This window comes from Rhodococcus olei (assembly GCF_039540555.1).
Lineage (GTDB): Bacteria > Actinomycetota > Actinomycetes > Mycobacteriales > Mycobacteriaceae > Rhodococcus_G > Rhodococcus_G olei.
This window is the reverse complement of record NZ_BAABFB010000019.1, coordinates 14,337-36,273: the sequence shown is the minus strand read 5'-3', so window position 1 is coordinate 36,273 and position 21,937 is coordinate 14,337. Positions and strand designations below refer to the sequence as shown.

Genomic DNA, 21,937 nt, shown 5'->3' with positions numbered 1-21,937 from the left:
TCGACCGAATGTGGCCGTCGTTCAGTTCGACTGAACGACGGCCACATTCGGTTGTCGGCGTCCGGGCTCTTCAAACCCGCTCCGATCGGGGCTAGCGTCGAATCGTCTGGTTCACCCACACGAGGAGGCGGCGATGAGCGGTCGGGTGGTGCACTTCGAGATCCCGTTCGGCGACGGGAACCGGGCGCGCGAGTTCTATCGAGAGGCGTTCGGGTGGACGATCGTCGAGGTGCCGGAACTGAACTACACGACCGTGTCCACCGGACCGGTCGCCGAGACCGGGATGCCGTCCGAACCCGGCTACATCGGCGGCGGCATGTTCGAGCGTGAACCGTCCTTCCCGGCCGGGCCGGTGATCACCATCCACGTCGACAGCATCGACGACGCGATGGCGAAGATCACCACGCTCGGCGGCGAACCGATCGGGGAGAAGACCACGGTCGGGGAGATGGGCTTCGCGGCCTACTTCAAGGACCCCGAGGGCAACGTCATGGGTCTGTGGGAGACCGCGATCGCCGGCTGAGTCAGTCGCGGTCGAACCAGGTCGCCTCGTCGCCCCGCAGCGCCTTCTCGATCCGGCCGACCGACGTCGCGTTGAGCGGAGCAGGCAACGCGTCGGGGGAGAACCAGCCGACCTCGAGGTTCTCGTCGTCGGCGGGGTGCGGAACGCCGCTCACGTACCGGGCCAGGAAGCACAGGTCCAGGTACTGGGCGTGGTCGCCGTTGGCGTGGGTGAGGGGAGGGGTGACGTCGACGCTCGTCAGCCGGATCACCTGGACCTCGACGCCGGTCTCCTCGCGGATCTCCCGGACGATCGCCGTCGCCGGCTGCTCGCCCGGCTCGAGGATGCCGGACACGATCGCCCAGTGGCCGTTGTCGGCCCTGCGCGCCAACAGGATCCGTCCGCCCTCGTCGACGACGACCGCGCTCACGCCGGACAGCCACAACGGGGCGTGTCCGACGTGAGCGCGGAGCGCGGTGATGAACTCGGGGACGGCCATCAGTACCGGAAGGCGCTCGGCGCGGCCCGCGGCGGCCGGGGCCTAGTTGACGTAGCCATTGAGCGACGCCTCGAGATCGCCGAGGATGTCGTGGGCGGCGACGACACCGATGCCGGTCATCCAGATCTCGTCGTCGACCTTGAACACCCGCTTGTCCTGCACGGCGCCGAGCTTCTGCCAGAGGTCGCCGTTCATCACCTCGACACCCTGATCCTGCGCGTCGTCACCGAAGAAGCTGACGTAGATCACGTCGCCCTCGGCCTTCGGCAGCTCCTCCTCACTGATCTCCGTGAATCGCCGGTCCTTGGCGCCCTCGAGCCGCTGGAACTCCGGACGCTGCACCCCCGCGTCCGCGAGCACCTGCCCGGGGAAGCTGTCGGGGCCGTAGACCCGGATCGACCCGGGACGGAACCGCACGACGGAGGCCTGCGTCTCCGAGGCGTTCAGGGACCTCCCGGTCTCGGTGGCCGCGACCTGGTACTCGTCGAGGAGTCGCCGGGCATCGGCGCCGCGACCGAGCGCGGCGCCGTCGAGCAGGAAGTTGTCCTTCCACGTGATGCCGACCTTCTCGGTGTACACGGTCGGCGCGATCGCGCTCAGGCGTTGGTACGCATCGGGCGCCCGGAACTTCGTGCCCAGGATCAGGTCCGGCTTCAGGGCGGCGATCTTCTCGAAGTTCGGCTCCGGCAGCGTGCCGACCGTCTCGACGTCCGCGATCGTCGGGCCGAGATACTTCGGCGGCGCGCCGACCTGGTCCGGGACCGCGGCGCCGACGAGGCGATCCTGCAGTCCGAGCGCACACACGGTGTCGAGCTTGTCGGTGTCGAGGACGACGATCCGCTGCGGGTCCGCGGGGACCTCGGTCTCGCCGGCCGCGTGCGCGACCTTCCGGACGGATCCGGTGACGCCGGCCGGGTCGACGGGCGTGGCCGGACCGCACGGATTCGTGGTGTCGCGGTCGTTGCCGAGGACGCCGGCACCGGCGACGTTCGTGGTGCTGCGCACGATGGTGCTCGCCGCGTCGTCGGTGCCGGAACCGCCGCAGGCGGTGAGCACGACGGCCGAGGCGGCGAGCAGCGCCGCCGGCAGCGCGCGGCGGACGGGGTGGGGCTTGCGCATGGTGTGGGTCCTTCTGGGGTGTCGGGCGGTTCGAGACTAGGACACGTCAGCGACCGTGGTGCGGGTCGACCTCGTAGGCGGCGGCGAGGTCGTCGAGGATGCCCTCGGCGCCCTGGACGCTGACCGCGGACATCCACACGGTGTCGTCGACGTCGATCTTGCGGCCCCGCAGGCCCGCCCACAGGGGGTTGGTCACGAAGGGCCGGGCCGCGTCGGCCACCTTGTCGCCGCCGGACTTGTAGGGCTGACCACGATCAGGTCGGCGTCGGCCTCCGGGATCAGCTCGGGACTGATGTCGTTGGAGATGCTGGACGCCTTCGCCGGATCCGGTGCCGCGCTCGCCGGGCGCGCCAGACCGGCGTCGGCGAGAACGATGCCGCTGAACGAGGTGGTGCGGTAGATCCGGGCCGTCGGCTCGCCGGCGAATCGGACGACCGAGACGGTCGGGGCGTTCGCCTTCGCGTTGATGTCCGCGCCCACCGCCGCCGCCCGGTCCTGGTAGGCGTCGATCTTCCGCTCGGCCAGGTCCTCCTTGCCGAGCGCCGCACCCAGCAGCCGGATGTTGTCCTTCCAGGTCGGCCCGGTGGTCTCGGACATGATCGTCGGCGCGATCTTCGCCAGCTGGTCGTACAGGGCGGCGTGGCGAACCTTCGCGGACACGATCAGATCCGGCCGCAGCTCGGCGATCGTCTCCAGGCTGGGTGTGGTCAGCTCACCGACCGGGACCGCGTCCTTCGCGTGGGTGGCGCGGGCGTCGCCGAGGTAGTCGGGCAGCGTGGGGGTCCGGTAGGTGACGTAGCCGACGAGATCCGATTCGAGCAGCAGCACCGCATCCGAGTAGCTGGTGTCGAGGGCGACGACCCGCTTCGGGGCGCGGGGGATTTCCGTGGACCCCATCGCGTGCTCGACGGTGCGGGGGAACGCGGCGCCGGCGACGTCGGTCGAGCCGGACCGCGAATCGGTGTCCTCCGCGGACGAGCAGCCGGTGAGGCCGACCAGGGCGACGGCGGCGCAGCTCGCCAGCGCGAGGAGTGGGTTCTTGCGGACCTTCACGAAATCTCCCGAGGTAGTTAGGTAAGCGAAACCTTAGCAACTGCTCGGGGTCGATTCGTGGCCGCCCGGCGGTCGCGGCGCGCACCATGGAGGGCATGGCCGTCTCGATGCGCAAGAGGTTGTTGCAGGAGCTGGGCGAGCTTCGATACCTGCCGACCGGAAAACGGATCCGTGCTCGCCGTGGCGACCGGGTGGTGGCCGACTCCCTCGACGCGGTGCTGGTGTGGGAGCCCCGCCGGGTGGTCCCGGTGTACGCGGTGCCGATCCGCGACGTGCAGGGCACGCTGTCGCCGGCCGCGGGGCGTGCGGGCACCCAGATGCCGGTGTTCCTGGACGAGCAGGCCGGTCCGGCGCTCGGCCCGGGAGTCGGTTTCGCCGCGCACACCTGCCACGGAACCGCGCTCGACGTCGTCACCGACGACGGGGTGTGCCCCGGTGCCGCGTTCCGGCCCGCGGACGAGGTGCTGTCCACGTTGGTGCTGCTGGACCCCGAGGCCTTCGACTGGTGGGAGGAGGACGAGCCGATCCTCGGTCACCCGCGCGATCCCTTCCACCGGGTCGACGTCCGTCGCAGCTCCCGGCGGGTCCGCATGAAGCTCGGGGGCCTGCTGCTCGCCGAGTCGGAGCGGCCGCTCGCGGTGTTCGAGACGATGCTGCCCGTGACGCGCTTCTACCTGCCGCGCGACGACGTCCGCGTTCGGCTGGTGCCCACGGCGACCCGCACCTACTGCGCCTACAAGGGTGCGGCGTCGTACTACTCCGTCGACGGGGTCGGCGACGCCGGGACGGACATCGCGTGGAGCTACGAGAGCCCGCTGCCCGACTGCCCGCAGATCGCGGGCCTCGTCGCCTTTCATCAAGAGCGGCTCGACCTCGTCGTCGACGGCACGCCGATCGATCGTCCCCGTACTCCCTGGTCAGAGGTGGGCTGACCGGGTTACGCGACACGAAGTACGACAGTGGGTAGGACCGGCTCCGCGGATCGTGGGGCGACGGTCTACGATTCCTCAGAGCGCAAGCCATGAGGACGTTCGCCTCGCAGCCCGGGGCCGGACGTCCTGAGCGAGCCTGCGGAGCGACCAAGGGCACAATCAGGAGGATCAGTGACTGCCGTAGCGCCCCAGCCAGTCCCCGAGCTAACGGCCAAACGGCCGTTCCCGGCGAGACTGGGACCCAAGGGCTCGTACATCTACAAGATGATCACCACGACCGATCCCAAGGTGCTCGGGATCATGTACATGGTGACGTCGTTCGCGTTCTTCCTCGTCGGTGGCCTGATGGCGCTGCTGATGCGTACGGAGCTCGCGGTCCCGGGCATGCAGTTCCTGTCGAACGAGCAGTTCAACCAGCTGTTCACGATGCACGGCACGCTGATGCTGCTGATGTACGCGACGCCGATCGTGTTCGGCTTCGCCAACTACATCCTGCCGCTGCAGATCGGTGCGCCCGACGTGGCGTTCCCGCGTCTGAACGCCTTCAGCTACTGGCTCTACCTGTTCGGTTCCACCGTCGCGACCGCCGGCTTCATCACCCCGGGCGGTGCCGCCGACTTCGGCTGGACGGCCTACAGCCCGCTGACCGACGCCCTGCACTCGCCCGGTGTCGGCGCCGACCTGTGGATCCTCGGCCTCGCCGTCAGCGGCCTCGGCACCATCCTCGGTGGTGTCAACATGATCACCACCGTGGTGTGCCTGCGCGCCCCCGGCATGACGATGTTCCGGATGCCGATCTTCACCTGGAACATCCTGGTGACCAGCGTCCTGATCCTGCTCGCCTTCCCGCTGCTGACCGCGGCCCTGCTCGGCGTGTTCGTGGACCGGCACTTCGGCGCCCACATCTTCGACCCCGCCAACGGCGGAGTCCTGCTCTGGCAGCACCTGTTCTGGTTCTTCGGCCACCCCGAGGTGTACATCATCGCGCTGCCGTTCTTCGGCATCGTCTCGGAGATCTTCCCGGTCTTCTCGCGCAAACCGCTGTTCGGCTACAGCGGCCTGGTCTACGCCACCCTCGGCATCGCCGCCCTGTCGGTCGCCGTATGGGCGCACCACATGTACGCCACCGGCGCGGTGCTGCTGCCGTTCTTCTCGTTCATGACGTTCCTGATCGCGGTCCCGACCGGTGTGAAGTTCTTCAACTGGATCGGCACCATGTGGAAGGGCCAGCTGACGTTCGAGTCGCCGATGCTGTTCTCCGTCGGCTTCATCGTGACCTTCCTGTTCGGTGGTCTGTCCGGCGTCCTGCTCGCCAGCCCGCCGCTCGACTTCCACGTCACCGACTCGTACTTCGTCGTCGCCCACTTCCACTACGTGCTCTTCGGCACCATCGTGTTCGCGACCTACGCCGGCATCTACTTCTGGTTCCCGAAGATGACCGGACGGCTGATGGACGAGCGCCTCGGCAAGTGGCACTTCTGGACCACCTTCATCGGCTTCCACACCACGTTCCTGGTGCAGCACTGGCTCGGCAACGAGGGCATGCCCCGCCGCTACGCCGACTACCTGCCCTCCGACAGTTTCACGATGCTGAACACGATCTCCACGATCGGCGCGTTCATCCTCGGTGCCTCCACGCTGCCGTTCATCTGGAACGTCTTCAAGAGCTACCGCTACGGCGAGGTCGTCACCGTCGACGACCCGTGGGGCTACGGCAACTCGCTCGAGTGGGCGACCAGCTGCCCGCCGCCGCGGCACAACTTCACCGAGCTGCCCCGGATCCGCTCGGAGCGCCCCGCGTTCGAGCTGCACTACCCGCACATGGTCGAGCGGATGCGCGCCGAGGCGCACGTCGGACCCGGCCACGGTGGCAAGCAGGCCACCGCCGTGCTGGAGGACGTGCACTAAGCGTCGCACCACCCCCACGACAAGGCCCCGCCCGAATTTCGGGCGGGGCCTTGTCGCTGGGAGGACCGTGATTGGCACAATGGGTGACGAAACCCGCGGCGCGGCCGCGGGATGGAGGGAGATTCTCGGTGGGTTCGGAGTTGCAGTCGGGGACCACGGTTCTGGTCACGGTGACGGGTCGCGACCGCCCCGGTGTCACGTCCGTGCTGCTGGCCGCGCTGTCACGGCACCAGGTCAGCCTGCTCGACGTCGAGCAGGTCGTCATCCGCGGCCGGTTGACCCTCGGCGTGCTGGTCGCGTGCCCGGCCGACCCGGAGGCCCTGCAGGAGGCGCTCGAGGACGCGATGGCCACGGTGGGCATGACCGTGGACGTGGAGATCGGCGCCGGTGCCGCCGACCGACCGGCGCCGTCCACGCACGCGGTCGTCGTCCTCGGCAGCCCGGTCACCGCCCGGTCCTTCAGTCACCTCGCCCGCGCGCTGGCCACGCAGGGCGCCAACATCGACGCGATCCGCGGTGTCGCCGACTACCCGGTCACCGGACTCGAACTGCTCGTCACCGCCGCCGACACCAGCGCCGACGCGGACGGGCGGCTGCGCACCGCGCTGTCCGAGCTCGCGATGGTCGAGGCCGTGGACATCGCCGTCGAGCGCGCGGGCCTCGCGCGCCGGGCGAAGCGCCTGGTCGTCTTCGACGTGGACTCCACGCTGGTGCAGGGCGAGGTGATCGAGATGCTCGCCGCCCACGCGGGTGTCGAGGACAAGGTCCGGGAGGTCACCGAGGCGGCGATGCGCGGCGAGATCGACTTCACCGAGTCGCTGCACCAGCGGGTCGCGACCCTCGCCGGTCTCGACGCGTCGGTCATCGACGAGGTCGGCCGGACGCTGGAACTGACCCCGGGCGCCCGCACCACCATCCGGACCCTGCGGCGCCTCGGGTTCCACTGCGGCGTCGTGTCCGGTGGCTTCCGTCAGGTGATCGAGGGCCTCGCGCACGAACTCGAACTGGACTTCGTCGAGGCGAACACCCTCGAGATCGTCGACGGCAAGCTCACCGGTCGGGTCGTCGGCGACGTGGTCGACCGTGCCGCCAAGGCCCGCGCGCTGCGCACGTTCGCCGCGCAGGTCGGGGTGCCGATGGAGCAGACCGTCGCGGTCGGGGACGGTGCCAACGACATCGACATGCTCAACGCCGCCGGGCTCGGTGTCGCGTTCAACGCCAAGCCCGCGCTGCGCGAGGTGGCGGACACCGCGCTGTCGCACCCGTTCCTCGACGCGGTGCTGTTCGTGCTCGGTGTCACCCGCGACGAGGTCGAGGCCGCCGACGCCGTCGACGGGCTGGTGCGCCGGGTCCCGCTCTGATGCCGCCGCACGAGGCCGACGCATCGCCGCGCGTCGACGACGCGGGCTTCGCGGCCCGGCACGCGGTGCTCCGCGCCGGCTACGGCCACCGCGCCGATCCGGACGATCCGGCGCAGGTGCTGGCGATGCCGTTGGTGCTGCACATCCCGAAGGTCGGCCCTCCGGCCCGCAGTGCCCTGCTCGCTGCGGCGGCCGCGGCGACCGCCGCGTTGTGTCTCGACGTCCGGGTCGGGCTCGGTCCGGACGGCGAACCGGGTCCGTGGCGCGGCGACTACCTCGCGTGGACCGGTGCCCGGATCCGCAAGGTGGCCCGGCGGGCCCGCGGCGCGCAGTGGCTGGCCGCGCAGGACGTCGCCGGGGTCACCGCACTGATCGACGGCGCGCAGGCCCGCGCACTGGTACCCGGCCCGGTCGGCGCGCTCGATCCCCGGATCCGGAAGCTGCAGATCGGCGGCACCGACCTCGTTCACGACGAGCCGGGGGACCCGGTCGCGGGCGTTCCGGTGCTGTGGGTGAACGCCGAGCTCGGCATGACCGTCGGCAAGGCGGCCGCCCAGGTCGGGCACGCGGCGATGCTGCTGGCCGGGGCGATGACCACGGCCGAGGCGGCGGACTGGGCCGGAGGCGGCTTCCGCTGCTCGGTGCGCGACGCCGGCCCGGACCGTTGGGCGGCTCTCGCCGTCGAGGCGTCCCGGGGCGAGGTGGTGGCCGTGCGCGACGCCGGGTTCACCGAGGTGGCGCCGGGGTCGATGACGGTGGTCGCGGTGCCGGCGTTCCGCGCGGCTTGGAGTTGACGGGCCGTGCGTCCTAAGGTGATCGCGTCCATCCAGCACGGGAGCCCACGAGGGGCTGAGAGGGAGCGTGAGCGCTCCGACCGTCACACCTGATCCGGGTCATTCCGGCGTAGGGAGCAGCGCGATGTCCGTCGTACCGTCACCAGTGTCCGAGAACGCGGCCGAGCCGTCCTTCACACTCGACGAATCCCCAACGCGGACCCTCGGAGTCGGCGCCCAGATCGGGTTGTGGGGCAATCTCGGGATCTCCCTGCTGCTGCCCGTCGCCGCGACGTTCACGGTGATGCAGGGCCAGTCGCTGCTCGCGACACTGCTCGCGGTCGTCGTCGGCGCGGTGATCGGGTCGGGGTTGCTGGGACTGTGCGCGGCCGCAGGCGCGTCGGTCGGCGCCCCCGCGATGGTGATGATGCGGGGCCTGCTCGGAACGCGGCTGTCTGCGCTGCCGACGGTGCTGAACCTGGTGCAGTGCGTCGGATGGGCGACGTTCGAGGTCTTCGTGATCGCCGAGGCCGCCGCTCGGCTGACCGGTTGGCAGCGGTGGCCGTTCGTCCTGGTCGGCGGCGTCCTCGCGACGGTGATGGCGCTGTACCCGCTGCGGGTGGTCAAGATCCTCGCGCGCTACGCGGTGTGGGCGGCGCTCGCGTCCACCGTCTACCTGCTGGTGAACGTGCTGATGAAGGATCTGCCCGCGCTCACCGACGGCGGATTCTCCGGCTTCTGGACGAGCGTCGACCTGGTGATCGCGATGCCGATCTCGTGGGTGCCGCTGGCCGCCGACTACGCCCGGCACTCGCGCTCCCCGCGGGCGGCGTTCCTCGGCGCCGGCGTCGGCTACGGCGGCGCGACGATCGCGTTCTTCGCGCTCGGCGTGCTCGCGTTCGCGGCCTTCGCCCTGGAACCGGGCTTCGACGTGATCGGCAGCCTGCTGGTGCTGCCGTTGGCCGGGGTGGCGCTGCTGATCCTGCTCGTCGACGAGGTCGACGAGGCGTTCGCGAACATCTACTCGACCGCGATCAGCGCGCAGAACCTGCGGCCGTCCCTGGACCGCCGCTACCTGGTGATCGCGGTCGGTGTGGTGGCGACGCTGCTCGCCCTCACCGTCGACGCGTACAGCTACGAGCCGTTCCTGTTCCTGATCGGCGCCGTGTTCGTGCCGCTGACCGGGACGTTCCTCGCGGCGTTCTACCTGCTGCGGCGGGGCCACTGGGACGTGTCGGAACAGTCTCCGACGCGGTGGGCGATGCTGGTGCCGTGGGCGGTCGGGTTCGTCGTGTACCAGTTGGTGACGCCGACCTACTTCACCGGATTCGGGTCCGGCTGGACCTCGTGGTGGACGAATCTGCAGTCGACGCTGGGGATTTCGGCGGCGGGCTGGTCGGCGTCGCTGGTCGCGTTGGTCGCGGCGGGTGCTCTGACGCTGCTGATCGGAATGGTTGACAGGCGAAAGGTGGTGCGGGCGTGAGTCTCTCGTCCCGGTTGCAGGAGGGGGGACGGCCGCTGCTCGCGGAGCAGCTGGCGCACCCGACCGTCGTGGGCATCGCCCGGGGCGACCTCGACCCGGCCGTGTTCCGCGGTTGGCTCGAACAGGACTACCTGTATCTGCTCGACTACACGCGCGTGTTCGCGCGGCTGGCGTGGCAGGCGCCGGACGGGCACCTCGGCTATCTGGTGGACCTGGCCCACTCGACGCTGCACGAGGAACTGAGCCTGCACCGCGAGCTGTCCGAGCCGTTCGGGGCCGACTTCGACGCGGCGGTCAAGAGCCCCCAGTGCGCGGCGTACACCGAGTTCCTGCTGGACGCCGCCGCGGACTACGGGCGCGGACTGGCCGCGCTGCTGCCCTGCATGTGGGGCTATTCCGAGCTGGGCCGGGCCTTGGCCGCGGACCCGCCCGCCGACCCGCGGTTCCGGCGCTGGGTGGACACCTACGCCGACCCCGGTTTCGCGGCGCTGGCGGACCGGTGCGCGGAGATCCTGGACGAGGCGGCCCCCGACGAGGCGGTCGCCGAGCAGGCGTTCATGACGGCGATGCGGCACGAACTCGCGTTCTGGGACGCGCGATGAGCCGGGCCCGCGCGCTGGTCGACGGCGAGGCCGACCGCTGGCGGCAGCTGGCCGAGCATCCCTTCGTCCTCGCCACCGCCGACGGCACGCTCGCCGCCGAGTCGTTCAACCGCTGGCTGCTCGAGGACCACGCGTTCGTGGTGGAGTTCCGACGCTTCCTCGCCGGCGTCCTGACCCTCGCCCCCGACGAGCGGTCCCGCGACGTGCTCGCGGGCGGGATCGCCGCGCTCACACCGGAACTCGACCTCTTCCGCGCCGAGCTCGACGCACGTGGCCTCGGCCGGGACGGATACCGGCCCAGCCTCGGCTGCGCGTCGTACACCTCGTTCATGCTGGCGAGCCTGCACGACGGCTACGAGATCGCCTCGACGGTGCTCTACGGCGTGGAGAAGGCGTACCTCGACGCATGGACGACCGTCCGCGAGCGCGCAGCGGCCGCCGACTCGCGGTACCGCTCCTTCATCGACAACTGGAGTGCGCCGCCGTTCGCGAACTACGTCGCCGACCTCGGCGAACTGCTGGGAGCGGGGGAGCCGACTCCCGCGCAGCGGGCGGCGTTCGGCCGGGTCGCCGAGTTCGAGGTGCAGTTCTGGGACGGGTGCACGAGCTAGGGCAGTCCAGCGGGCGTGAAGTGGCTCTTCTCGGCAGGTCCGGTGGTGCCGGAGACTGGCCACCATGTTCACCCGCATGCCCGCCCGCCTCGCCGCGCTCGTCGTCGGGCTGTGGCTCTACGGGTTCGTTCGGGTGTCGGGACGGTCGCGAACGTCGTGGTGATCGCGCTGGCCGTGGACACCTCGCTGGCCCTGTTGCCGGAGCCGGGCTCGTTGGCGGCACGGATTCCGGTCATGCTGTTCGCGGTCGTGCTCAACGCCCTGGCGACGGCGCTCTACATCGGCGCGGGCCTCGGTCCGGGGCCGCGGGACGGCCTGATGACCGGCCTGGTCGGCCGCAGCGGCCGGTCGGTCCGGTTGGTCCGGACCGGGATCGAGGTGACCGTGCTCGCCACCGGCTGGATGCTCGGCGGCACGGTCGGGGTGGGCACCGTGGTCTACGCGCTCGGGATCGGGCCGCTGATCCAACTGATGATGCGCGCGATGCAGGCAGATCGTCGCGGAGGGCCCGGCGCCGGCCCGGTGACCTGCGCGCCCGCCGACGTGGGCGACACGCAACCCGGTCCTGCTGCGAGCGTGCGGAGCGCGTAGGCAAGGATGGGCGTCGTGCCCGAACTGGATCCCGATCTGCTCATCGATTTCGACGACGTGCTCATCCGCCGCGGGGGCGTGACCCTGGTGGGTCCCGTGACCTGGAAGGTGGAACTCGACGAGCGGTGGGTCGTGCTGGGCCCGAACGGCGCCGGCAAGACGTCACTGCTGCGCATCGCGGCGGCCGAGATGCACCCGACGTCCGGGAACGCGAACCTGCTCGGCGAGACGCTCGGCCGTGTCGACGTGAACGAGCTGCGGCCGCGGATCGGGATGTCGTCGTCGGCGCTGGCACACCGCGTCCCGGCGGACGAACTCGTCAAGGATCTCGTCGTCTCGGCCGGATACGCGGTCCTCGGCCGGTGGCGGGAACGCTACGAGGACGTCGACACCACCCGCGCGGTCGAGATCCTCGAGAGCATCGGGGCCGAGCACCTGGCGGACCGCACGTACGGCACCCTGTCCGAGGGGGAGCGCAAGAGGGTCCTGATCGCTCGCGCCCTGATGACGGACCCCGAACTGCTGCTGCTCGACGAGCCGGCGGCCGGCCTCGACCTCGGCGGTCGCGAGGAACTCGTCGCCCGGTTGGCGGATCTGGCGGCGGACCCGGATGCTCCGGCGACCGTCCTGATCACCCATCACGTCGAGGAGATCCCGCCCGGATTCACGCACGCCCTGCTGCTGAAGGAGGGCGAGGTCGTCTCGCAGGGCCTGATCGACGACGTGATCACCGCGGAGAACCTGACGACCGCCTTCAGTCAGTCCATCGCCCTCGACCGTGTCGACGGCCGCTTCTTCGCGCGTCGCAGCCGGCTGCCCGGCAAGCACCGCCGCTGAGCCGACGCCTCCGGGTGGGACGCCGTCCGCAGCGGACGGTGCGGAAGGTTCTTCTCGGGCGGGTGGGGAGTGGTGCGCGGCGGCGGGACGGACGCGGCGTAAGTTGCGTCACATGGCTTCGAACGAACTGCACCCCGACGTCCCCCCGAAGGACGCCTCCACCGTGATCCTGGTCCGCGACGGCGAGTCCGGGCCGGAGGTGTTCCTGCTGCGCCGCGTCGGCGGCATGGCGTTCGCCGGTGGCATGACGGTGTTCCCCGGCGGGGGCGTCGACCCGCAGGACGCGACCGCCGACGTCGCGTGGGCCGGGCCGCCGGTGTCGTGGTGGGCGGAACGGTTCGGTGTCGACGAGTCCCGGGCGAAGGCCCTGGTGTGCGCCGCGGTTCGGGAGACGTTCGAGGAGTGCGGTGTGCTGCTCGCCGGCCCCACCCCGGACAGCGTCGTCTCCGACACCTCCGGCTACGCACAGGCGCGCAAGCAGCTCGAGTCGCGCGAGTTCTCGTTCAGCGAGTTCCTGGCCCGCGAGGGCCTGGTGTTGCGTGCGGATCTGCTTCGGCCGTGGGCGAACTGGATCACGCCGGTCGGTGAGCACCGGCGCTACGACACGCGCTTCTTCGTCGCCGCGGCACCGGCGGGGCAGACCGCGGACGGGGAGACCTCCGAGGCGGCCGCGGTCGCGTGGCAGACCCCCGAGGAGGCGATCGCGGACTGGCGCGAGGGGCGCACGATGCTGTTGCCGCCGACGTGGACGCAGCTGCAGTCGATCGCCTCGTTCGGCTCGGTGACCGAGGTCCTCGCCGCGGAGCCGGAGATCCCGGTGATCCTGCCGGTGCTGTACCAGGAGGACGGTCAGCTGCGGGTGCGGTTCCCCGGACAGGAGCCCTACTACGACGCCGGAATTCACCCCTGGAGCAAGCGGTAGCGCCGCAGGATCCGGCTCTGGAGCAAGCGGTGGCGCCGCGGGATTCGGCTCTGGAGCAAGCGGTGGCGCCGCGGGCGTCGGTTCCGGCGCACGCGCGCCGCCGGGTTTCGGTTCCGGAGCACGCGGTAGCCTTCCGCTCATGGCTGAGTTCGTAACACTCGAAGTGTCCGACGGCATCGGCACCATCCGGCTGGACCGTCCTCCGATGAACGCCCTGAACCGTCAGCTCCAGGAGGAGCTGCGGGCGGCGGCCCGCGAGGCCACCGTCAACGACGCGGTCCAGGCCGTCATCGTGTACGGCGGCGAGAAGGTGTTCGCGGCCGGCGCGGACATCAAGGAAATGGCCGAGATGACCTACGCCGACATGGCCCCGATCGCCGGGGAGCTGCAGTCGGCGCTCGGATCGATCGCCGACATCCCGAAGCCGACGGTCGCCGCGATCACCGGCTACGCGCTGGGGGGCGGACTCGAGATCGTGCTCGGCGCGGACCGCCGGATCGCCGGCGACAACGCCAAGCTGGGTGTCCCCGAGGTGCTGCTCGGTGTCATTCCCGGCGGCGGCGGCACCCAGCGTCTGGCGCGGCTGATCGGGCCCGCCAAGGCCAAGGACATGGTGTTCACCGGACGATTCGTCGGCGCCGAGGAGGCCCTGGCCATCGGTCTGATCGACGAGATGGTCGCCCCCGACGAGGTGTACAACGCGGCCCGCGCGTGGGCGTCGAAGTTCGTCGGCGGCGCCTCCCGGGCGCTGGCGGCGGCCAAGGCGTCCATCGACCAGGGTCTCGACACCGATCTGAACACCGGCCTGAAGATCGAGGCGGCCCAGTTCGCGGCGCTGTTCGCGACCGAGGACCGGTCGATCGGCATGGCGTCGTTCATCGAGAACGGGCCGGGCAAGGCGAAGTTCGTCGGCAAGTGACGCCGGGTGTCCCGGGCGGGGCGGGGACGCGCCGCCCGGGACATCGACCGCAAAACTGGAACTTGTTCATTCCTTACCATTGGGTAGGCTCTCGTCCATGACTGCAAGCCCGAACGACGGCGTCGACCCCGCGCCGAACCCGCACGCCACGGCCGAAGAGGTCGAGGCCGCGCTCAAGGACACCAAGCTCGCCCAGGTCCTCTACCACGACTGGGAGGCCGAGACCTACGACGAGAAGTGGTCCATCTCGTACGACGAGCGCTGCATCGACTACGCCCGCGGGCGGTTCGACGCGGTCGCAGGCGACCAGCAGCTGCCGTACGAGCGGGCGCTCGAACTGGGCTGCGGCACGGGCTTCTTCCTGCTCAACCTGATGCAGGGTGGCGTCGCGAAGACGGGCTCGGTCACCGACCTGTCGCCGGGCATGGTCAAGGTCGCGCTGCGCAACGCCGAGGGTCTGGGTCTGCCGGTCGACGGCCGGGTCGCCGACGCGGAGCGGATCCCGTACGAGGACAACACCTTCGACCTCGTCGTCGGCCACGCGGTGCTGCACCACATCCCGGATGTCGAGCAGTCCCTGCGCGAGGTGATCCGGGTGCTCAAGCCGGGCGGCCGTTTCGTCTTCGCCGGCGAGCCGACCACCGTCGGCGACTTCTACGCCCGCTGGCTCAGCCGCACCACCTGGTACCTGACCACGAACGTCACCAAGTTCGGCCCGCTGAAGGGCTGGCGTCGCCCGCAGGCCGAACTCGACGAGTCGTCCCGGGCCGCCGCCCTCGAGGCGGTCGTCGACATCCACACGTTCGACCCGGCGGACCTCGAGAAGATGGCGCGGTCGGCGGGCGCCGTGCAGGTGCACGCCGCGAGCGAGGAGTTCACCGCCGCGATGCTGGGCTGGCCGGTCCGCACGTTCGAGGCCGCCGTCCCGGAGGGCAAGCTCGGCTGGAACTGGGCGAAGTTCGCGTTCGGTGGCTGGAAGACGCTGAGCTGGCTGGACGAGAACGTGATGAAGCACGTCGTCCCGCGCAGCTTCTTCTACAACGCGATGATCACCGGCGTGAAGCCCGGCGAGAAGGAGTCCTGACTCTCCGGTGGGATACGACTTCACCACCTCGGACGTCCGGTACCTGAGCGGCGCCGCCGACGACCTCGCCGAGGTGGATCGCCTGGAGTTGACCGCGCGTACGCACCTGGCCGACATCGGCCGGGTGCGTACGCGTTTCGGTGACCGGGCCGGTGCGCTGGTCGAGACGGTGCTGCTGCGCCGGCGTGCGGTCGGCAAGCTCGACGACCGGCCCTGGCTGCTCACCGACGACGCGCTGCAGCAGGCCACCCCGACCGTCGTCGCCCGCCACCGTGCGGCGCGGCTGGCGGGCCGCGACGTCCACGACGTCACCTGTTCGGTCGGGGCGGAACTGTCCGCTCTCGTCGGTGTGGCCGGGGCGGTGCTCGGCAGCGACCTCGACCCGGTCCGGTTGGCTATGGCGACTCGAAACGTCCCGGGCGCCACCGTGATCCGCGCCGACGCCCTGGTTCCGTGCAGCCGCGGCACCGTCGTCCTCGCCGACCCGGCGCGGCGTGCGGGCGGCAAGCGCAGGCACGACCCGGCGGCGCTGGTGCCGCCGCTGCCGGATCTGCTGGACGTGTACGCGGGCCGGGACATCGCGGTCAAGTGCGCGCCCGGACTCGACTACGACGAGCTCGGCTGGGACGGTGAGGTGGAGATCGTCTCGCTGTCCGGCGGGGTGCGCGAGGCGTGCCTGTGGTCGCCGGGACTGGCCGGGGACGGGGTGCGCCGGCGGGCGACCGTGCTCGCCGCCGACGGCAGCGGCTGGGACCTCACCGACGCCGAGCCCGACGACATCCCCGAGCGGGAACCGGGGGAGTGGATCGTCGACCCGGACGGGGCGGTGGTCCGCGCCGGTCTGGTGCGCCACTACGCGTCCCGCCACGGACTGTGGCAGCTCGACCCGCGGATCGCCTACCTGACCGGTGACCGGGTACCGCCCGGGGTACGTGGATTCCGGATCCTCGTGCAGCTCAAGTACTCCGAGAAGGCGTTGCGGCAGGAGCTGGCCCGACTGGACTGCGGTGTCGCGGAGATCCTGGTCCGCGGCCTCGACGTGGACCCCGCGGTCCTGCGGCCGCGACTCAAGCTGCGGGGCATCCGCTCGCTGAGCGTGGTGCTGACCCGGATCGGCCGCACCCCGACGGCCTTCGTCTGCGCCGCCGGCACCCGTGAGTGACGCTCACCCCACGCGGGGTGAGAGTCGCTCGGTGGCGGTGGAGCCGCGTCAGGCGGCGGCGCGGTCGGCGGCGAGGGTGCGCAGGCCGGCGCGGTAGCGGTCGAGCACGACCTCGACCAGCAGGGGATGGTCGCCGATCACGTCGGCGCGCTCCGCGTCCGCGGCCAGGGCCTCGACGGCCCGGTCCACACGGTCGGTGAGCAGACCGGGCGCGAGGAACCAGGGTGCGACGACGATCGACCGGGCCCCACGCTCGCGGAGCCGGGAGATCGCCTGCGCGACCGTCGGGTCGGTCGTCGCGAAGCACACCTCGACGCCCGCCCAGGCGGTGCCGGCGTGCAGTCGCGGGCCGATGGCGGCGGTGCGCTCGTTGGCGTCCGGGCGGGAGGATCCGACCGCGGCGAGGACCACCCCGACCCGCGGGTCGTCGAGCGCGACACCGGCGTCGCGGACACGGTCGCGGACCGCGGAGACGAGCCGGTCGTCGTCGCCGAGCACGTCGGCCTGCACCAGGTCCAGCCCGGGATGCCGACGCCGGGCGGCCGCGAGCAGTCCCGGCAGGTCGACGCGTGCGTGGAACGCGCTGCCGAGCAGCAACGGCACCACGACAGCGGACGAATGGCCCTCCGCGGCAACGGCGTCGACGACCTGGTCCACGGACGGCGCGGACAGGTCGAGGAAACACAGCCGGACGTCGAGGTCCGGCCTCGCGCCCCGGATCGCCGCCACGGCGGCCGCGACGGCCCGCGCGGAGCGCGGGTCACGGCTGCCGTGTGCGACGACGATCATCGGCGGCACCGCCGCGGCGATCAGGGGCGTTGTCACCGAGCTAGACCCGCTCGCCGAGTTCGACGGCGGCGATGGCGTCGCCGACCAGTCCGGCCGCGAGGGTGTTGCCCCCGGCCGGGTCGATCAGCAGGAAGCTGCCGGTGTGCCGGTTGACGCGGTAGTCGTCGGCGACGATCGGGTCGGCGACCCGCACCGAGATCTTGCCGATCTCGTTGAGCTGCAACGACGCCGGGCTGGGCTCGGTGGTGAGCTCCTGCTCGTCGAACCGCTCGACGAGGGCGCCGACGATCGCCTGGGTGGTGCGGGTGCCGTGCTTGAGCAGCAGCCGGGCACCGGGGTGCAGCGGCTTCTCGGCCAGCCAGCACACGGTCGCCTCGAACTCGCCGAGCGGTTCCGGCGCGTCCTGCGGGGAGGCGATGGTGTCGCCGCGGGAGATGTCGACGTCGTCCTCGAGGACCAGCGTGACGCTGCGGCCGGCGTGCGCGGAGTCGAGTTCGCCGTCGGCGGTGTCGATCCGGGTGACCGTGGTGCGGATGCCGGACGGCAGCACGACGACCTCGTCGCCGGCACGGACCTCGCCGGCGGCGACCTGACCCGCATACCCGCGGTAGTCCGGGAACTCCGCGGTGCGGGGGCGGATCACGTACTGCACCGGGAAGCGGAGACCGACGCGGTGCGGTTCGGCGTCGACCGGCACCGACTCGAGGTGCTCGATCAGCGTCGGACCGTCGTAGTACGGCGTGTTCTCCGACCGCACGGCCACGTTGTCGCCGTGCAGCGCGGAGACCGGGATCTCCACGACGTCCTCGTTCGCCCAGCCGAGCGAGGACGTCAGCTGGTTGAACTCGCGGGAGATGTCGGCGAACACCGTCGCCGGATCCTCGACCAGGTCGATCTTGTTCACGGCCAGCACCAGCTTCGGCACCCCGAGCAGGGCGAGCACCGCGGCGTGCTTGCGGGTCTGCGAGATCACACCCTTGCGGGCGTCGACGAGCAGCACCACCAGCTGCGCGGTGGAGGCGCCGGAGACGGTGTTGCGGGTGTACTGGACGTGACCGGGGGTGTCCGCCAGCACGAAGCTGCGCTTCGGGGTCGCGAAGTACCGGTACGCGACGTCGATGGTGATGCCCTGCTCGCGTTCGGCGCGCAGGCCGTCCACCAGCAGCGAGAGGTCCGGGGTGTCGAGGCCCTTGTCGACCGACGCGCGGGTGACGGCGTCGATCTGGTCGGCCAGAACGGATTTCGTGTCGTACAGCAGCCGGCCCACCAGGGTGGACTTGCCGTCGTCGACGCTGCCGGCCGTAGCCAGGCGCAACAGGTCGCTCATGATCAGAAGTAGCCCTCTCGCTTGCGGTCTTCCATGGCCGCTTCGGAAACTCGGTCGTCGCCACGGGTGGCGCCGCGCTCGGTCAGCCGGGACGCCGCGACCTCGGCCAGGATGGCGTCGTTGTCGGCGGCCTCGGACAGCACCGCGCCGGTGGTGGAGCCGTCGCCGACGGTGCGGTAGCGCACCGACAGGGTCTGCACCTGCTCACCCTCGCGTGGTCCGCCCCACACGCCGGAGGTCATCCACATCCCGTCGCGCTGGTAGACCTCGCGCTGGTGGGCGTAGTAGATGCTCGCCAGTTCGATGTCGTCGCGGGCGATGTAGCGCCAGATGTCGAGCTCGGTGAAGTTGCTCAGCGGGAACACCCGGACCTGCTCGCCGGGGGAGTGCTTGCCGTTGTACAGGTTCCACAGCTCGGGGCGCTGCTTCTTCGGGTCCCAGCGGCCGAACGAGTCGCGCAGCGAGAAGATCCGCTCCTTGGCGCGGGAGCGCTCCTCGTCGCGGCGCCCGCCACCGAAGATCGCGTCGAAGCGGTGCTCGGCGATCGCGTCGAGCAGCGGCACGGTCTGCAGCGGGTTGCGGACGCCGTCGGGCCGCTCGGTGAGGCGGCCGTCGGCGAGGTAGTCCTCGACGTTGGCCACGTGCAGGCGCAGGTTGTACTTCTCGACGACGTGGTCGCGGAAGGCGAGCACCTCGGGCAGGTTGTGCCCGGTGTCGACGTGCAGCAGCGCGAACGGGATCGGGGCCGGCCAGAACGCCTTGATCGCCAGGTGCAGGAGCACCGTGGAGTCCTTGCCGCCGGAGAACAGGATCACCGGGCGTTCGAACTCGCCCGCGACCTCGCGGAAGATGTGGATCGCCTCGGACTCGAGCGCCGCGAGGGTGTCGAATTCGGAGCCGTCGAGCAGCGGTCGGATGTCGGTCAGTTCAGCAGTCATGAGGCGTGCAACCCGCATTCTGTCTTGGAGTTGCCGGCCCAACGTCCGCTGCGCGGATCGGAGCCGGGAGCTGGCTTGGAGGTGCAGGGCGCGCACCCGATGGACGGATAACCCTCGTCGACGAGCGGATTGACCAGGATGCCGTGCTTGTCGATGTAGTTCTGCATGTCGTCGTCGGACCAGGCGGCGATCGGGTTGATCTTGACCAGCCCGAACGCCTCGTCGAACGAGATCAGCGGAGCGTTGGCCCGGGTGGGCGCCTCGACCCGGCGGATGCCGGTCACCCACGCCTTGTATCCGGCCAGAGTGTTCTTCAGCGGCACCACCTTCCGCAGCCGGCAGCACTCGTTGGCGTCACGCGCGAACAGGTCCTTGCCCAGCAGTACGTCCTGCTCGGCGACCGACTGCTCGGCCTGGGCGTTGATCACGTTGACCCCGTACACGGCCTCGACGGCGTCACGGGTGCCGATCGTCTCGGCGAAGTGGTAGCCGGTGTCGAGGAACAGCACGTCGACGCCGGGGTGCACCTGCGCGGCCAGGTGCACCAGCACCCCGTCCTGCATGTTCGACGCGACGATGTAGTTCTGTCCGAAGGTGTCCTCGGTCCAGCGCAGCAGCTCCTCGGCGGACGCTCCGTCGAGACTTGCCGCCCCCTGCGCGGCAAGATCGCGGAGTTCGGCCTCGGTGGCATTGGCCAGGTCCACGCTCGATGTCATCGCAGGTCCTCCTCGTCTGCGCGGACGGTCCACTCGGCGAACCGCTCGCCCTCGTTGCGGTGCTTGACGAACTGCCGCACCACGCGCTCGATGTAATCGCCCAGCTCTTCGCTGGTCACCTTGTGCTGACGCAGTTTCCGGCCGAATCCGGCGTCGAGGCCGAGGCTGCCGCCCAGGTGCACCTGGAAGCCCTCGATCTGGTTGCCCTCGCCGTCGTCGACCAGCTGGCCCTTGAATCCGATGTCGGCGATCTGGGACCGGCCGCAGGAGTTGGGGCAGCCGTTGATGTTCACCGTGATCGGCACGTCCAGGTCGGCGTTGATGTCCGCCAGGCGCTCCTCGAGTTCCGGTGCGAGCACCTGGGACCGCTTGCGGGTCTCGGTGAAGGACAGCTTGCAGAACTCGATGCCACTGCACGCCAGCAGGTTCCGCCGCCAGTGCGACGGTCGTCCGTGCAGGCCAAGAGGTTTGAGCTCGTCGATCAGCCATTCGACCTTGTCGTCGGGCACGTCGAGCACGATCAGCTTCTGGTACGGGGTGAAGCGGACGCGGTCGGAGCCGACGGCGGCCACCGCGTCCGCCACCTTGGTCAGGATGGTGCCGGAGACCCGGCCTGCGATGGGGGAGAAGCCGATCGCGTTGAGTCCGTTGCGCAGCTTCTGCACGCCGATGTGGTCGATCGGACGGGCCGGCTTCTCCGGGGCGGGGCCGTCGATCAGCTTCCGCTTCAGGTACTCGGTCTCGAGCACCTCGCGGAACTTCTCGATGCCCCAGTCCTTGATCAGGAACTTCAGCCGCGCCTTGCTGCGCAGCCGGCGGTAGCCGTAGTCGCGGAAGATCGAGACGACCGCCTCCCACACGTCCGGCACCTCGTCGAGCGGCACCCACACGCCGACCCGCTGCGCGAGCATCGGGTTGGTGGACAGGCCGCCGCCGACCCAGAGGTCGAGTCCGGGTCCGTGCTCGGGGTGGTTGACGCCGATGAACGCGACGTCGTTGATCTCGTGGACCACGTCCTGCTGACCGGAGATCGCGGTCTTGAACTTGCGCGGCAGGTTCGAGTAGGCGGGGTCGCCGATGTAGCGGCGGACGATCTCGTCGATCGCCGGGGTCGGGTCGAGGATCTCGTCGAGCGACTCGCCGGCCAGCGGGGAGCCGAGGACGACGCGCGGGCAGTCGCCGCACGCCTCGGTGGTCTTGAGGCCGACGGACTCGAGGCGGCGCCAGATCTCCGGGACGTTCTCGATCTCGATCCAGTGGTACTGGACGTTCTCGCGGTCGGACAGGTCGGCGGTGTCGCGGCCGAACTCGGTGGAGATGCCGCCGAGGGTGCGCAGCTGCTCGACGTTCAGGGCGCCGCCGTCGCACCGGACCCGCATCATGAAGTACCGGGCCTCGAGCAGGTCGATGTTCTCGTCACCGGTGTAGGTGCCGTCGTAGCCCTGCTCGCGCTGGGTGTACAGACCCCACCAGCGCATCCGGCCACGCAGATCCGACTTGTCGATGCTGTCGAAGCCCTGCTTCGAGTAGATGTTCTCGATGCGGGCGCGGACGTTGAGCGGGTTGTCGTCCTTCTTGGTCTGCTCGTTGGCGTTGAGCGGCTCGCGGTAGCCGAGGGCCCACTGGCCCTCGGACCGGCGCTGTGCGGGCCGCGGGGTGCGGGCGCGAGGGGCGGCGTCCGCTTTGTCGGTGCGAGGCGCCGCCTCGGCGGGCGGCGCGGAGTCGACGGACTGCGACATCTTCAGGGCGCTCCAAGATCTTTAGCAGGGGATCTCTACGGGCGCCGGTCTCCCGGGCATGGCAATTACG

At 70.6% G+C, this 21,937-nt stretch carries 20 protein-coding genes, 2 pseudogenes and 1 riboswitch; of the genes and pseudogenes, 14 read left to right on the top strand and 8 right to left on the bottom strand.

From position 1 onward, the window contains the following. Nucleotides 1-133: 133 nt before the first annotated feature. On the top strand, nt 134-523 hold the full coding sequence (locus tag ABD951_RS03775; protein WP_345342308.1) for a VOC family protein: 390 nt from the start codon (nt 134-136) through the stop codon (nt 521-523). A gap of 1 nt (nt 524) precedes the next feature. On the opposite strand, the gene ABD951_RS03770 is transcribed toward ABD951_RS03775, so the two are convergent. The 3 genes and pseudogenes from ABD951_RS03770 to ABD951_RS03760 all read right to left on the bottom strand — a co-directional run bounded on the left by ABD951_RS03770 (nt 525) and on the right by ABD951_RS03760 (nt 3,173). Further along, nucleotides 525-1,001 (bottom strand): NUDIX hydrolase, encoded by a 477-nt coding sequence (locus tag ABD951_RS03770; protein ID WP_345342306.1) that lies wholly within the window; start codon nt 999-1,001, stop codon nt 525-527. Between the two features lie 42 nt (nt 1,002-1,043). Next, nucleotides 1,044-2,120, bottom strand: coding sequence for an ABC transporter substrate-binding protein (locus ABD951_RS03765; RefSeq protein WP_345342304.1), 1,077 nt, complete (start codon nt 2,118-2,120; stop codon nt 1,044-1,046). Nucleotides 2,121-2,166: 46 nt separating this feature from the next. Next, nucleotides 2,167-3,173 (bottom strand): annotated as a pseudogene (locus ABD951_RS03760) (ABC transporter substrate-binding protein). A gap of 95 nt (nt 3,174-3,268) precedes the next feature. Here ABD951_RS03760 and ABD951_RS03755 point away from each other — a divergent pair. The 13 genes and pseudogenes from ABD951_RS03755 to ABD951_RS03695 all read left to right on the top strand — a co-directional run bounded on the left by ABD951_RS03755 (nt 3,269) and on the right by ABD951_RS03695 (nt 16,358). Beyond that, nucleotides 3,269-4,105: a DUF427 domain-containing protein gene (locus tag ABD951_RS03755; protein WP_345342302.1), complete on the top strand. Its 837-nt coding sequence runs from the start codon at nt 3,269-3,271 to the stop codon at nt 4,103-4,105. Nucleotides 4,106-4,276: 171 nt separating this feature from the next. Continuing rightward, nucleotides 4,277-6,013, top strand: coding sequence for an aa3-type cytochrome oxidase subunit I (gene ctaD, locus ABD951_RS03750; protein WP_345342300.1), 1,737 nt, complete (start codon nt 4,277-4,279; stop codon nt 6,011-6,013). A 128-nt stretch (nt 6,014-6,141) separates the two neighbouring features. Next, nucleotides 6,142-7,374 carry a phosphoserine phosphatase SerB gene (gene serB / locus ABD951_RS03745; protein ID WP_345342298.1) on the top strand — a complete coding sequence of 411 codons (1,233 nt, stop codon included), beginning with the start codon at nt 6,142-6,144 and terminating at the stop codon, nt 7,372-7,374. Continuing rightward, a complete protein-coding gene (locus tag ABD951_RS03740; protein ID WP_345342296.1) occupies nt 7,374-8,168 on the top strand; it encodes an aminoacyl-tRNA hydrolase in 795 nt (264 codons plus the stop codon). Before serB ends, ABD951_RS03740 begins: the two co-directional genes overlap by 1 nt. Nucleotides 8,169-8,195: 27 nt before the next feature. After that, a riboswitch (TPP riboswitch) is annotated at nt 8,196-8,301 on the top strand. Next, nucleotides 8,293-9,630 carry a purine-cytosine permease family protein gene (locus ABD951_RS03735; protein WP_345342294.1) on the top strand — a complete coding sequence of 446 codons (1,338 nt, stop codon included), beginning with the start codon at nt 8,293-8,295 and terminating at the stop codon, nt 9,628-9,630. (Overlaps the previous riboswitch by 9 nt.) Then, on the top strand, nt 9,627-10,232 hold the full coding sequence (locus ABD951_RS03730; protein WP_345342293.1) for a TenA family protein: 606 nt from the start codon (nt 9,627-9,629) through the stop codon (nt 10,230-10,232). The genes ABD951_RS03735 and ABD951_RS03730 overlap by 4 nt, the downstream gene beginning before the upstream one ends. Beyond that, complete coding sequence (locus tag ABD951_RS03725; RefSeq protein ID WP_345342291.1) at nt 10,229-10,843, top strand: TenA family protein; 615 nt, start codon at nt 10,229-10,231, stop codon at nt 10,841-10,843. The genes ABD951_RS03730 and ABD951_RS03725 overlap by 4 nt, the downstream gene beginning before the upstream one ends. A 111-nt stretch (nt 10,844-10,954) precedes the next feature. Beyond that, nucleotides 10,955-11,434 (top strand): annotated as a pseudogene (locus ABD951_RS03720) (YczE/YyaS/YitT family protein); the annotation flags it as partial. A gap of 6 nt (nt 11,435-11,440) precedes the next feature. Next, nucleotides 11,441-12,271, top strand: coding sequence for an ABC transporter ATP-binding protein (locus ABD951_RS03715; protein ID WP_345342289.1), 831 nt, complete (start codon nt 11,441-11,443; stop codon nt 12,269-12,271). A 112-nt stretch (nt 12,272-12,383) separates the two neighbouring features. After that, nucleotides 12,384-13,193 carry an NUDIX hydrolase gene (locus ABD951_RS03710; RefSeq protein ID WP_345342287.1) on the top strand — a complete coding sequence of 270 codons (810 nt, stop codon included), beginning with the start codon at nt 12,384-12,386 and terminating at the stop codon, nt 13,191-13,193. 139 nt (nt 13,194-13,332) lie between these two features. Beyond that, nucleotides 13,333-14,112, top strand: a complete 780-nt coding sequence (locus ABD951_RS03705) for an enoyl-CoA hydratase/isomerase family protein (RefSeq protein ID WP_345342285.1) — start codon at nt 13,333-13,335, stop codon at nt 14,110-14,112. Nucleotides 14,113-14,209: 97 nt separating this feature from the next. Then, nucleotides 14,210-15,196: a class I SAM-dependent methyltransferase gene (locus ABD951_RS03700; RefSeq protein ID WP_345342283.1), complete on the top strand. Its 987-nt coding sequence runs from the start codon at nt 14,210-14,212 to the stop codon at nt 15,194-15,196. 7 nt (nt 15,197-15,203) lie between these two features. Beyond that, entirely contained in the window at nt 15,204-16,358 is a 1,155-nt protein-coding gene (locus ABD951_RS03695) for a THUMP-like domain-containing protein (protein ID WP_345342281.1), read from the top strand. Between the two features lie 48 nt (nt 16,359-16,406). On the opposite strand, the gene ABD951_RS03690 is transcribed toward ABD951_RS03695, so the two are convergent. From ABD951_RS03690 to ABD951_RS03670, 5 genes are read right to left on the bottom strand one after another with little or no spacing between them, the layout of a single operon-like run. Then, nucleotides 16,407-17,156, bottom strand: a complete 750-nt coding sequence (locus tag ABD951_RS03690) for a sirohydrochlorin chelatase (protein WP_345342392.1) — start codon at nt 17,154-17,156, stop codon at nt 16,407-16,409. 31 nt (nt 17,157-17,187) lie between these two features. Further along, complete coding sequence (locus ABD951_RS03685; RefSeq protein WP_345342279.1) at nt 17,188-18,474, bottom strand: sulfate adenylyltransferase subunit 1; 1,287 nt, start codon at nt 18,472-18,474, stop codon at nt 17,188-17,190. 2 nt (nt 18,475-18,476) lie between these two features. Beyond that, a complete protein-coding gene (cysD, locus tag ABD951_RS03680; protein ID WP_345342277.1) occupies nt 18,477-19,412 on the bottom strand; it encodes a sulfate adenylyltransferase subunit CysD in 936 nt (311 codons plus the stop codon). Further along, entirely contained in the window at nt 19,409-20,128 is a 720-nt protein-coding gene (locus ABD951_RS03675; protein ID WP_345342275.1) for a phosphoadenylyl-sulfate reductase, read from the bottom strand. The genes cysD and ABD951_RS03675 overlap by 4 nt, the downstream gene beginning before the upstream one ends. Next, a complete protein-coding gene (locus tag ABD951_RS03670) occupies nt 20,125-21,867 on the bottom strand; it encodes a nitrite/sulfite reductase (protein ID WP_345342273.1) in 1,743 nt (580 codons plus the stop codon). The genes ABD951_RS03675 and ABD951_RS03670 overlap by 4 nt, the downstream gene beginning before the upstream one ends. Between the last annotated feature and the right edge of the window lie 70 nt (nt 21,868-21,937).